The organism is Arthrobacter oryzae (assembly GCF_030718995.1).
GTDB lineage: Bacteria > Actinomycetota > Actinomycetes > Actinomycetales > Micrococcaceae > Arthrobacter > Arthrobacter oryzae_C.
Genome location: NZ_CP132204.1, coordinates 827,688 through 840,449 on the forward strand (window position 1 = coordinate 827,688; position 12,762 = coordinate 840,449).

A 12,762-nucleotide genomic window follows, 5' to 3' on the forward strand; every position below is an offset into this window, starting at 1 on the left:
GGCGGCGCCCTGGACAGCGCCTCCTAACGGCAGGCAGAAACAGGACCGCAAGCGGTCCTGTCGCCTCCATCGGATGTCACAACTCCATCTCAGCCTAGCCAAGTGACTGGCTGATCACTAGCTGACGGGCCGGGGGCGGGCGCGGCGGAATTTCCGTGGAATCCGACTAGCACACCCGCCTATTGGCGGGGTGGACGTACCCCTTGAGGACAGGCCGGCCCCGCCCGGTTTCCGCACCGGAGGCCGTTGCCCCGGCCGCCGGCGTAACCATTCGGCGCTAAATAAACACCGCTCACGGTTCACTATGTGACGGGGCACACGTCTGGCGCAGGGCAGGCGTTAGTGTGTATTTCGGAACAGCTCTTTGCGGTACAGCCGCGACCAGCCGCTGCCCGATGCCGCGCATGCGGCACGGCTGCGGACCGGTGGCGGCCCGTCCCGCGCAGCAAGGATCGATGAATGATGAGGTTCACCATGTCCCAGGACACACCCAGCTCCACGGCCACCGCTGCACACACCGACGTGCCGGCCAATCTGTCCCCCGCCGGAGCCGACGCATTCTCCGGCGCAGCAGCCGCAAGCCCTTCAGCCAACGGCGCCTCGGCCACCAGCGCCCACACCGGGAACGGCGACGCGTTCGAGAACCTCTCCCAGGAGGACCGGAAGTTCGCCCCTTCGCCGGAGTTCGCCGCGAATGCGGTGGTCACGGCTGCGGATTATGCGGAGGCCGACGCCGGCCGTCCGGCGTTCTGGGCGAAGCAGGCCCGCGAACTGCTCACGTGGAGCAAGGACTTCACCGAGACCCTGGACTGGTCCAACCCGCCCTTCGCGAAGTGGTTCGTCGGCGGCGAGATCAACGCCGCATACAACGCGCTGGACCGGCACGTGGAGAACGGCCTCGGGGACCGGGTGGCCATCTACTTCGAAGGCGAACCCGGCGACACCCGCACTTACACGTATGCGCAGCTCACCGAAGAGGTCAAGAAGGCCGCGAACGCGTTTGAATCCCTCGGCGTGGCCAAGGGCGACCGGGTGGCCGTGTATCTGCCCATGATTCCCGAGGCCGTGATCACCCTGCTGGCCTGCGCCCGGATCGGCGCCGTCCATTCGGTGGTGTTCGGCGGGTTCTCCGCCGAAGCCCTGCGGTCCCGGATCGACGACGCCGGAGCCACACTCGTCGTCACGGCCGACGGCACCTACCGCCGCGGCAAGCCGAGTTCCCTGAAGCACGCGGTGGACGACGCTCTGTCCCACGAAGGAGACGGCAGCGGCCACACCGTGCAGAACGTCGTCGTGGTCAAGCGCAACGGCCAGGACGTTGACTGGCACGAGGGCCGGGACCACTGGTGGGCCGACACCGTCGGGGCGGCGTCCGCTGAGCACACCGCCGTGGGCCATGACTCCGAACACCCGCTGTTCATCCTTTACACCTCCGGCACCACGGGTAAGCCCAAGGGCATCCTGCACACCACCGGCGGGTACCTTGCCCAGGGCGCCTACACCCACAAGGCCGTGTTCGACCTGCACCCGGAAACGGACGTGTACTGGTGCACGGCCGACGTCGGCTGGATCACCGGCCACTCGTACGTCGCCTACGCTCCGCTGATCAACGGCGCCACCCAGGTCATGTACGAAGGCACCCCGGACTCCCCGCACCAGGGCCGCTGGTGGGAGATCGTGGAGAAGTACAAGGTCTCCATCCTCTACACCGCCCCCACCGCCATCCGGACCTTCATGAAATGGGGCAAGGAGATCCCGGCCAAGTTCGACCTCTCCTCCATCCGGGTCCTCGGCTCCGTGGGCGAACCCATCAACCCCGAAGCCTGGATGTGGTACCGCGACGTCATCGGCGCCAACGCCGGCAAGAACGGCGAGAAGAAGGAGCACCCCGCGCCGATCGTGGACACCTGGTGGCAGACCGAAACCGGCGCCCAGATGATCGCCCCCCTGCCCGGCGTCACCGCCACCAAGCCCGGCTCCGCGCAGGTACCGCTGCCCGGCATCGCCGTGGACGTCGTCGATGAGCTCGGTGAGTCCGTGCCCAACGGCCACGGCGGCTTCCTCGTCATCCGCGAACCCTGGCCGGCCATGCTCCGCGGCATCTGGGGTGATCCGGAGCGGTTCAAGGACACCTACTGGTCCCGTTTCGAGACCATGTACTTCGCCGGTGACGGCGCCAAGAAGGACGACGACGGCGACGTCTGGCTCCTGGGCCGCGTGGACGACGTCATGAACATCTCCGGCCACCGCCTCTCCACCGCAGAAATCGAATCGGCCCTGGTGTCCCACCCGGCCGTCGCGGAAGCCGCCGTCGTGGGCGCCGCCGATGAGACCACCGGCCAGGCAGTCGTCGCGTTCGTGATCCTCCGTGAGGATGCCGTGGACTCCGGCGACGCGATCGTCCAGGAACTCCGCAACCACGTGGGCAAGGAAATCGGCCCGATCGCCAAGCCCAAGACCATCCTGGTTGTCCCGGAACTGCCCAAGACCCGGTCCGGCAAGATCATGCGCCGCCTCCTCAAGGACGTCGCCGAAGGCCGCGACCCCGGCGACGCCACCACCCTCGCCGACAACACCGTCATGGCACAGATCGCAGCGTCGCTGCGCAAGTAGTCTCCGCTCAGCAAACATCAGCCCCGGCCCCTTATGGGCCCCAGCCGGCCCCGTTTCCCCGCTCCGCGGCGGGAAAACGGGGCCGCAGTGCTTTGTGACGATTCAAAGACCAGCCTCAAACAAAATGTTAGTTCCCGTTCTTTCCTGTTCTCTTTTGAGACGTTATAGTCATGAGCATGTGAGGTGTCTCACATGCAGCTATTTTTCAAGGGAGAGAACATGGCAGCACAGTTTGATGCGTCGGCAACCGCTTTTCCAAGCCGTCGGACCATCCTCAAGACCGTCGGCGTCGGCGCAGCAGGCCTTGCCGGGATTCCGTTCCTCGCGGCCTGTACCGGCGGGAGCGGGCCGTCGGCCACGGGGTCCGACTCCCCCGGCCTGACGTTCGGTTCCGGGTCCTCGGATGACGTCCCCAAGCGTGCCTACCAGGCCGTCACGGATGCCTTTACCGCCAAAACCGGCAAGAAGGTCACCACCAACGTTGTGCCGCACAACGATTTCCAGAACAAGATCAATTCCTACCTGCAGGGCTCCCCGGACGATACCTTCACGTGGTTCGCCGGCTACCGCATGCAGTACTACGCAGGCAAGGGACTCCTGGCACCCATCGACGACGTCTGGGAGAGCATCGGCGCCAACTACTCGGACGCGCTGAAGAAGGCTTCCACCGGACCTGACGGCAAGCTGTACTTCGTCCCCAACTACAACTACCCGTGGGGCTTCTTCTACCGAAAGAGCCTCTGGGCGGAGAAGGGCTACGAGGTTCCGGAGACCTTCGACGCGCTCAAGTCCCTGGCCACGAAGATGAAGGCTGACGGCATCATTCCCATCGGTTTCGCCGACAAGGACGGCTGGCCTGCCATGGGCACCTTCGACTACATCAACATGCGGCTCAACGGCTACCAGTTCCACGTGGACCTTTGCGCGCACAAGGAATCCTGGGACCAACAGAAGGTCAGCGCCGTTTTTGACACCTGGGCCGAACTTCTTCCGTTCCAGGACCCGGCAGCCCTGGGCCAGACCTGGCAGGACGCGGCAAAGGCCTTGGAAGCCAAGAAGACCGGCATGTATCTCCTTGGTTCGTTCGTGACCCAGCAGTTCACTGATCCCGCCGTCCTGGCGGACATCGAGTTCTTTGCCTTCCCCGAGATCGCCATGGAAGGCCGCGACGCCGTCGAAGCCCCCATCGACGGCCTCCTGCTGTCCAAGAAGGGCGGCGAAAACAAGGCGGCCCGGGACTTCATGGCTTTCCTGGGATCTGCCGAGGCCCAGGACGCGTACGCCGCGGTGGATTCGTCGAACATCGCCACGGCCAAGGGCACGGACACGTCCAAGTTCACGCCGCTCAACAAGACGTGTGCGGACACCATCGCGAACGCAAAGTACATCAGCCAGTTCTTCGACCGCGATGCCCTTCCCGCCATGGCCAATAACGTGATGATTCCTGCCCTGCAGAGCTTCATCAAGGACGGCAGGATGGACGTCAAGAACCTCGAAGCGCAGGCCAAGACGCTGTACGCCGCCCAATAGCGAGGGAAGACTTCCATGAGCAGCACTGCACGAGAACTGATTCCGCCGGAATCCCGGGAGCCCGAGGGGGCTTCGTCGAAGCGGGGGAGAACCACCAAGGCCAAGGGCGGGCGGGTCCGCCGCCTGTCCGGGCGGGACAAGCTTGTTTTGTCCCTGATGGTAGGCATCCCCACCCTGATCGAACTGACCCTGGTGTGGCTGCCCATGCTGATGTCGGTGGGCCTGAGCTTCACCCGGTGGAACGGCCTGGACCTGGGTGACATCCGCCCCGCCGGCCTGGACAACTACCAGTACATCACCCAGGATTACCCGCCGTTCTGGCCGGCGGTGCAGCACAACATGCTGTGGCTCCTGTTCCTGGCACTCATCGCAACGCCGCTGGGCCTGCTGCTGGCGGTGCTGCTGGACCAGAACATCCGCGGCAGCAAGATCTACCAGAGCATCTTCTTCGCCCCCGTGATGCTTTCCCTGGCTCTCATCGGCATCATCTGGCAGCTCTTCTACCAGCGCGATAACGGGCTGCTGAACTTCCTCTTGGGCACCGCGGGGACGCCGCAGGCCGTGGACTGGTTCGGCGATTCATCGGTCAACATCTGGGCCGCCATGATCGCAGCCACCTGGCGGCACGCGGGCTACGTCATGCTCCTGTACCTGGCCGGGCTCAAAGGGGTGGACCCCAGTCTCAAGGAGGCGGCCGCGATCGACGGCGCCAACGGGGTCCAGACCTTCTTCCGCGTGGTCTTTCCGGCCATGCGCCCCATCAACATCGTCATCGTGGTCATCACCATCATCGAGTCGCTGCGGGCCTTCGACGTGGTGTACGTGATCAACCGCGGCACAAACGGCCTGGAAATGCTCAGCGCCCTGGTGATCCAGAACCTCGTAGGCGAAGGCCAGGTGATCGGCGTCGGCTCGGCCCTGGCAGTGGTTCTGCTGGTCATTTCCCTCGTCCCCATCGTCTTCTACCTCAGCCGCACCTTCGGCAAGGAGAACAAAGCATGAGCACCACCGCAGCCCGCGCCGGCAGAAAAGATGCCACCCCCGCCGCTAGATCCGGCAGCCGGCCGAAGCGCCACTACGGGACCCACATCTTCCTGACGGCGATGGCCGTCATGTGGCTGATCCCCCTGGGCTGGTCGGTCTTCACGGCCCTCCGGCCGGTGGCGTCCACCAACGAGCACGGCTATTTCAGCTTTGCCGGCGCATTCAGTTTCGATAACTTCATCCAGGCCTGGACGCAGGGCGGATTCGCCACCTATTTCTGGAACTCGGTCATCATTACGGTTCCGGCCGTGCTCGTGACCCTGTTCCTGGCGTCCCTGATGGCGTTCGCCGTGAGCCGGGTGAGCTGGAAGTTCAACATGACCCTGCTCATCATGTTCACCGCCGGCAACCTGCTGCCGCCGCAGGTCCTGGCCGCACCGTTGTTCGAGATGGCCAAGCACTTCGAGGTGCCCTACTCCTTCAGTGATTCCGGCAACATGCTGAACACGTACATCATCGTCATCGCCGTCAATACCGCTTTCCAAATGGGGTTCTGCACATTCGTACTCTCCAATTACATGAAGGCACTCTCCGCCGACCTGACCGAGGCCGCCCTGGTGGACGGTGCCGGAATCTGGCGGCAGTACCGGGAGATCATCCTGCCGCTGTGCCGTCCGGCGTTTGCTGCGCTCGGCACCCTGCAGGTCATCTTCATCTACAACGACTACTTCTGGCCGCTCCTGTTCATCCAGAGCGGCAACCGGCTCCCGATCACCACGGCCATCAACAACCTCCAGGGCCAGTTCCTGAACAATTACAACCTGCTGGCTGCCGGTGCCGTGATCACGGTCATCCCTACTCTGGTGATCTACCTGCTCCTGCAGCGGCAGTTTGTTGCGGGGCTGACTCTTGGTTCTTCCAAGGGGTAGACCATGATGGAACCTGACGGGGGCAGCACTCCCCCGGCCACAGCCCGAAAGGAATTCCATGCTCCCCGCAGCACGCCATCAGGCAATCGTGGACGCCGTCCAGCGCGAGAGGGTGGTCCGCGTCTCGGACCTGGCCCAGCAGCTGGGTGTGTCGCTCATGACCGTCCGGCGGGACATCGAGCTGCTCGAGGAGGGCGGCCGGGTGGAGCGGATCCACGGCGGTGCCAAGCTGCCCGGCGACGCCAGCACCCACGAGCCCGGCTTCGAACAGAAATCCACGCAGCTCACGGCGGAGAAACGGGCCATTGCCCTGGAAGCGGCATCCCTGGTCCATGAGGGGATGGCAGTGGGGCTGGGCGCCGGAACCACCACGTGGGCACTGGCCAAGGAACTGGTGAACGGACCGCGCATCACCGTGGTGACCAACTCCATCCGCATAGCCGACGTGTTCCATCACGGCTCCTCCTCCGGTGCCGGACGGTACGGGTCCACGGTGATCCTGATCGGCGGCGAACGCACGCCGTCGGACGCGCTGGTTGGACCGATTGCGACGGCGGCGCTGAAGCAGCTGCACCTGGACCTGCTGTTCCTGGGCGTGCACGGCATGGATCCCGATGCCGGCTTCACCACTCCCAACCTGCTGGAGGCCGAGACCGACCGCGCGTTCGTGGCGGCCTCGCGCAAGGTGGTGGTGGTGGCCGACCACACCAAATGGGGAACCCAGGGCATGAGCACCATCGCGGAGTTCGAGGAGGCGGACGAGGTCATCAGCGATGCCGGCCTCAGCCCGGAGGCGCGGCGGATCCTGCAGGAAAGCGTCAGCCGGTTGCGGATCGTCGACGCGGACTAGCGGTGTTAACGGGAAGCTCTACGGGCAGCCGCAGGACTGCCTGACCAGCAGCCGCGTGGGGAAGACGTGGTGGCGGGGCGGCTCGCCGCGGCCCGCACCGACCAGCGCGCGCACTGCGGCGTCCGCCATCGCGCGGACCGGCTGTTCCACGGTGGTCAGCGGGGGCCACGAATATTCCGCCTCCACCGAGCCGTCGAACGCGGCCAGGGCAATGTCCCCCGGTACGGTGAGTCCCGCTTCATGCAGGGCACGGAGGATGCCCACCGCCTGCATGTCCGAACTCGCGAAGATGGCGGTGGGCCGGTGCCCCGATGCCAACAGACGTTTTCCTGCCGCGTACCCGCCGTCCCGGGTGAACGCGCTGCGCGCGATCGGGCCCTCGGGCAGGCCGGCGGCCTTGAGCGCCTGCAGCCAGCCCTGTTCGCGGTCATCGGCCTCGTTGGCCGTGGTGGTACCCATGGCGAGTCCGATGTTGGTGTGGCCGTGGCCGATGAGGTGTTCGACGGCGGTGCGGGCGCCGGCGGCGAGGTCCACGCCGACGCTGGTGACGCCGGCGGGCCTCTCGCTGTGGCTCAGCAGGACCGATGAAATCTCCGCCGATTCCAGGTCCGCCAGGTCGGGTTCGGAGAGGACGCTCGCAAGCACCACCCCGTCGACCTGGCGGGCGGCCAGGTTGCGAAGGTGCCGGCGTTCCTTGGCGAGATCGCCGTCGGAGTTGGTCAGGAACAACGCGTAGCCGAGTTCGCCGGCGGCGTCCTCCACAGCGTGCGCCAGCAGGGAGAAGAACGGGTTGCTGTTGTCCGGAATGATCAGGCCGATGGTCTCACTGGACCCCAGTTTGAGCGCCCGTGCCGCGGCGTTGGGGCGGTAGCCCAGGACGCGGATCGCGTCCTGGACCTTCGCCTCAGTGGCAGGCGCAACCCGTTTGGGCCCGCCATTAACCACGTAGCTGACCACCGCCGTACTCACGCCTGCATAGCGGGCAACATCCTTGCGGGTTACCGGGCCTCGGGGCGGGAGAGTTGCGGAAGTGGTCATGGAGTACATGCTAGCTATCCACCCTGCGGAGCGTCGCCAAAATCGCGGATGGGGAGGCGCGCGCCGTTCTGCTGGGCCGAGGCATGGGCCACGATCCCGGGAAGCGTGAACCGCGCCGCTGCCCAGGCATTGACCGGAGGGAGCGTTCCTTCGTTGACTGCGGTCACGAAATCGTCCACCAGGAACTGGTGGCTTCCCTCGTGGCCGTTCGGGGCACCGCGGAATTCCTCGGGCAGGCGTCCGCGGTCGTGCACGGGGGCGAGACCGGAGATGAACGCATCACGCAGTTCCGGGGCGACGTCGGCGAGCGAGGGGTCATCGAGCGGGATGCTGGGCTTGGTCTCCACCTGCTCGGAGATGTCGTGGACGTTCTCCTTGTCCTGCCACACCGTGACCTTCGCGAGCTGCTCGAAGCTGGCCTCGGTGCCGAAGAAGCGGAACCGCGACTCACGGATGTGGGATGGGTATCCGACGCGGCGCATCTCGTTGGTGCGCATGGCGCCGCCGTCGTTCAGCTCAAAGAGCGCGGTGGCGTTGGAGAAGTCGTTGCCGAACATGCTGACTTCCTTGTCGAAGACGCCGTCCTCGCGGTCGTCCTTGACGCCGATGCAACTGACACTGACCGCATGGGATGGCAGCGCACCCAGGACACCGCCGATGGCATGCGTCGGGTACAGCATCGGAGGGTAGCTCGCCGTCGACTTCCATGCGTCTCCGCCGCTGTACTGGTAGGCGTCATAGAATCCGAGGTCCATGTCGTGGACGTAGTCGCCTTCGCTGTAGAAGATCCGGCCGAACTTGCCGGCGGCGTGCTGGTTGCGGGCATAGACCGTCGCCGGGTTGTAGTAGCTGGTCTCCCCCATGGCGTAGACAAGCCCGGTTTCCTTCACGGCGTCGATGATGCGCTCGATCTCTTCCTCCGAAACGGCCATCGGAACAGCCGAATAGACATGCTTGCCAGCGCGCAGCGCCTGCTCCACGAGGGGCCCGTGGGTCCAGCGCTGCGTGAAAATGGCGACGGCGTCGACGTCGGACGCCAGCAACTCCTCGAAGCTCGCCTTGGTGCCGTCAAGCCCCCAGCGTTCGTGCGCCGCGGCCGCGCGTTCCGGCCGTTCGTCGACGACGTAAACCTCGCTGACTCCCGGGTGGAGCTTGAAGAGGTGGGCGAAATGGCCGCCGAACTGTCCGACGCCGACGACTCCGATTGAAAACGTCATTGTTTACCTTTCCCTGGCTGGCCCGCAGTTCCGGGCGCGAAAGGCCCTTGGTGGGCTTACCGAGAGTCTTTCACCACAATCTACTCGAGTCAACGAAATAGACGAGTTGATGTGCACCTTTCAATGTTTGCAGGGAAAAAAGCTTGCGACACTCTATCTACTCGTGTAGATTCATTTTCAGTTGTTACCCACATCACAGTCAGGAAAGGGTCGAAGATGACCACCCTTACCAAGCAGCAACAGGACCCGGCAGCCCGGGCCGGACTCCCCAAGGCTGGGAAGCCCGCCCGCAGGAGCCTCACCAACCGCCTCGGCGACATGAAGGTCGCCCTGTTCTTCATCTTCCCGGCGATGATCGGCTTTGTTCTCTTCTATCTGGTCCCCACCATCCGGGGCGTCTACCTCAGCTTCACCGAGTACAGCATTCTGGGTGAGCCCACCTGGATCGGCATCAAAAACTACAGCGCCATGCTCGGCGATGAACTGTTCTGGAACGCCATGGCAGTCACCGTCCAGTACGTCGGGCTGAACATCGGATTCCAGACCGTGATCGCCCTCGGCCTGGCACTGCTGATGCACCGGGTTGCAAAGTCCACGTTTATCCGCGGCGCGCTACTGCTGCCCTTCCTGGTGGCCAATGTGATCGTCGCGCTCCTATGGTTCTGGATGCTGGACTACCAGATGGGCATCGTCAACGAGATCATCAGCTGGATGGGGTTGCCGCGCATCGCCTTCTTCGGCAGCGAACAGTGGGCCATTCCCACGATCGCGGCCGTGAACGTCTGGCGCCACATGGGCTACACCGCGCTGCTGCTCTTCGCCGGCCTCCAGTCGATCCCCAACCATGTCTACGAGGTCGCGTCACTCGACGGCGCTTCTCCCACCAGGACCTTCTGGAGCATCACCATGCCCCTCCTGCGCCCCGTCTTGGTGCTGGTGCTGGTGGTCACAGTGATCGGTTCATTCCAGGTGTTCGACACCGTGGCCGTCACTACCGCCGGCGGCCCCATCAACGCCTCCCGCGTCATCCAGATGTACATCTACCAAAAGGCCTTCGGCGAATCGGACTTCGGCTACGCATCGGCACTGTCCGTCATTCTCTTCCTCATTCTTGCCCTGGTGGCCTTCGTGCAAATGAAGTTCCTCAAGGGCAACGAATCGGATCTGGACTAAGGAACCCCAGCCATGAGCACCTCCACACTCACCCGCAAGAAGTCCATCAATAACATTGCCGTCCATAAGAAGCCGGTCAACTGGCGCCGCGTCGGCGCCTGGGCCCTGGTCGCCGTCGCGGTCGCCGTCACCGTCGCGCCCTTCCTCTGGATGCTCCGCACCGCACTGTCCACCAACGCCTCACTGGCCTCCAATGCCAGCAACCTGCTGCCCGCAGACTTCAACCTCGGCGCCTTCAAACGGGTCCTCGGAATGCAGAGCCCCGAAGAGGCCATCGCGGAGGGAGGCTCGGGAGCGGCGATCAACTTCTGGCTCTACCTGCGGAACTCGGTTATCTTCGCCACCGTCACCACCGCGGGGCAGGTCTTCTTCAGCGCGATGGCCGCCTACGCCTTCTCCCGGCTCCGCTGGCCCGGACGGAACGTGGTATTCAGCCTCTTCCTTGCCACGATGATGGTCCCGCCGATCTTCACCGCACTGCCCAACTTCCTCATGATCAAGAACCTGGGACTGCTCAACACGTTCGCCGGCATGACGCTGCCGTTCCTGTTCATGACACCGTTCGCAATCTTCTTCCTGCGGCAGTTCTTCCTGAGCATGTCCCGGGAAGTCGAGGAAGCCGCCATGCTCGACGGCGCCAAGCACCTCCGCATCTTCTTCCAGATCGTCCTGCCCAACGCCGCCGCGCCGCTGGCCACCCTGGCCCTGCTGACGTTCATCGGCCAGTGGAACGAATACTTCTGGCCCCTGCTGGTGGGCCAGGACGAAAGCGTCCGCGTCCTCACTGTGGGGCTGGGCGTCTTCAAGTCCCAGTCCCCCCAGGGCGCCCCCGACTGGACCGGACTCATGGCCGCAACCCTGGTGGCCGCCATCCCGGTACTCCTGCTGTTCATTGCCTTCGGCAAGAAGGTGGTCAACTCCATCGGCTTCTCCGGCATCAAGTAACCCCTTCACTTCACCCCTCCCCTGAAACACCCTCGAAAGGTCCATCATGAAGAAAACCATCGGCGCCGCAGCTGTCGCCGCAGCCATCGCGCTCTCCCTCTCCGCCTGTGGCGGCGGAAGTCCCGCCTCCACCGAGGCCAAGGGCGAGATCAACTACTGGCTCTGGGACGCCAACCAGCTTCCCGCGTACCAGCAGTGCGCTGACGACTTCACCAAGGCGAACCCGGACATCAAGGTCAAGATCACCCAGCGCGGCTGGGACGACTACTGGACCACCCTCACCAACGGCTTTGTCGCCGGCACCGCCCCGGATGTTTTCACAAACCACCTCTCGAAGTACCCGGAGTACGCCGCCAAGAAGCAGCTGCTCTCCCTCGATGAAGCCGTGGCCAAGGACGGCATCAAGCTGGACAGCTACACCAAGGGCCTTCCCGAGCTCTGGGTCGGCCAGGACGGCAAGCGTTACGGCCTGCCCAAGGACTGGGACACCGTAGGCCTGTTCTACAACACGGCCCTGACCGACTCCGCAGGCATCAGCGCCGAGCAGATGGCCAACCTCGAGTGGAACCCGAAGGACGGCGGCAGCTACGAGAAGGCCATCGCCCACCTGACTGTGGATAAGAACGGCGTCCGCGGCGACGAGGCAGGCTTCGACAAGAACAACGTGGCCACCTACGGGCTGGGCCTGGCGGGCAGCGGCTCCGGCCAGGGCCAGACCGAGTGGAGCTTCCTGAGCGCCACCACGGGTTGGACCCACACGGACAAGAACCCCTGGGGCACCAAGTTCAACTACGACGACCCCAAGTTCCAGGAGACCATCGCCTGGTGGGCCGGACTCATCGAGAAGGGCTACATGCCCAAGCTCGAAACTACCGTCGGCGCCAGCATGGCTGACAACTTCGGCGCAGGCAAAGCGGCCATCAACACTACCGGCGACTGGCTGATCGGCCAGTACCAGACCTACAAGGGCGTGAAAACCGCGTTCGCCCCTACCCCCAAGGGTCCTGACGGCAAGCGCGCCAGCATGTTCAACGGCCTGGCCGACTCCGTCTGGGCAGGCACCAAAAACCCGGCCGCATCCGTCAAGTGGGTTGAATACCTCGCCTCCACTGATTGCCAGGACGTTGTGGCCTCAAAGGCCGTAGTCTTCCCTGCCATCACCAGCTCCTCCGAGAAGGCAGCCGAGGCATTCAAAGCCAAGGGCACCGATGTCTCGGCCTTCACAACGCACGTAAAGGAAGGCACCACCTTCCTCTTCCCCATCGCGGACAAAGCGGCCAAAGTGGATGGCATCATGAAGCCTGCAATGGACGCCGTGCTATCCGGCAAGAAGCCCGCCAGCTCCTTGACCGAAGCCAACAACCAGGTGAACGCCCTCTTCAAGTAGGCCCACCCTGACGTGGCTGCGTAAGTGGTCGCAGTCACAGCCCCGGGTGCCGCCGTTTCCTCCTCGCGAAACGGCGGCACCCGGGACACACCTTTC

The 12,762-nt window shown here is 64.4% G+C and carries 10 protein-coding genes; 8 read left to right on the top strand and 2 right to left on the bottom strand.

All coding sequences use genetic code 11. The annotated features are described in order from the left end of the window. Positions 1-474 precede the first annotated feature (474 nt). The 5 genes from acs to Q8Z05_RS03870 all read left to right on the top strand — a co-directional run bounded on the left by acs (position 475) and on the right by Q8Z05_RS03870 (position 6,906). Positions 475-2,613: an acetate--CoA ligase gene (gene acs, locus Q8Z05_RS03850; protein WP_371745967.1), complete on the top strand. Its 2,139-nt coding sequence runs from the start codon at positions 475-477 to the stop codon at positions 2,611-2,613. A gap of 219 nt (positions 2,614-2,832) precedes the next feature. Next, positions 2,833-4,143 carry an ABC transporter substrate-binding protein gene (locus Q8Z05_RS03855; RefSeq protein ID WP_305942177.1) on the top strand — a complete coding sequence of 437 codons (1,311 nt, stop codon included), beginning with the start codon at positions 2,833-2,835 and terminating at the stop codon, positions 4,141-4,143. Positions 4,144-4,158: 15 nt separating this feature from the next. After that, the gene (locus Q8Z05_RS03860; protein WP_305942178.1) at positions 4,159-5,145 is read left to right on the top strand and encodes a carbohydrate ABC transporter permease; all 987 of its coding nucleotides are present in this window, start codon (positions 4,159-4,161) and stop codon (positions 5,143-5,145) included. Beyond that, a complete protein-coding gene (locus Q8Z05_RS03865) occupies positions 5,142-6,056 on the top strand; it encodes a carbohydrate ABC transporter permease (protein ID WP_305942179.1) in 915 nt (304 codons plus the stop codon). The genes Q8Z05_RS03860 and Q8Z05_RS03865 overlap by 4 nt, the downstream gene beginning before the upstream one ends. Positions 6,057-6,114: 58 nt before the next feature. Next, complete coding sequence (locus tag Q8Z05_RS03870) at positions 6,115-6,906, top strand: DeoR/GlpR family DNA-binding transcription regulator (protein WP_305942180.1); 792 nt, start codon at positions 6,115-6,117, stop codon at positions 6,904-6,906. Between the two features lie 18 nt (positions 6,907-6,924). On the opposite strand, the gene Q8Z05_RS03875 is transcribed toward Q8Z05_RS03870, so the two are convergent. Then, positions 6,925-7,953 (bottom strand): LacI family DNA-binding transcriptional regulator, encoded by a 1,029-nt coding sequence (locus Q8Z05_RS03875; protein ID WP_305942181.1) that lies wholly within the window; start codon positions 7,951-7,953, stop codon positions 6,925-6,927. A 5-nt stretch (positions 7,954-7,958) separates the two neighbouring features. Continuing rightward, the gene (locus Q8Z05_RS03880) at positions 7,959-9,161 is read right to left on the bottom strand and encodes a Gfo/Idh/MocA family protein (protein WP_305942182.1); all 1,203 of its coding nucleotides are present in this window, start codon (positions 9,159-9,161) and stop codon (positions 7,959-7,961) included. Between the two features lie 216 nt (positions 9,162-9,377). Between Q8Z05_RS03880 and Q8Z05_RS03885 the strand changes: the two genes are divergently transcribed. The 3 genes from Q8Z05_RS03885 to Q8Z05_RS03895 are packed head-to-tail and all read left to right on the top strand — an operon-like array spanning position 9,378 to position 12,666. Then, entirely contained in the window at positions 9,378-10,334 is a 957-nt protein-coding gene (locus tag Q8Z05_RS03885) for a carbohydrate ABC transporter permease (RefSeq protein WP_305942183.1), read from the top strand. Between the two features lie 12 nt (positions 10,335-10,346). Beyond that, the gene (locus Q8Z05_RS03890; RefSeq protein ID WP_305942184.1) at positions 10,347-11,279 is read left to right on the top strand and encodes a carbohydrate ABC transporter permease; all 933 of its coding nucleotides are present in this window, start codon (positions 10,347-10,349) and stop codon (positions 11,277-11,279) included. A gap of 46 nt (positions 11,280-11,325) precedes the next feature. After that, positions 11,326-12,666, top strand: a complete 1,341-nt coding sequence (locus Q8Z05_RS03895) for an ABC transporter substrate-binding protein (protein WP_305942185.1) — start codon at positions 11,326-11,328, stop codon at positions 12,664-12,666. Positions 12,667-12,762: the final 96 nt, after the last annotated feature.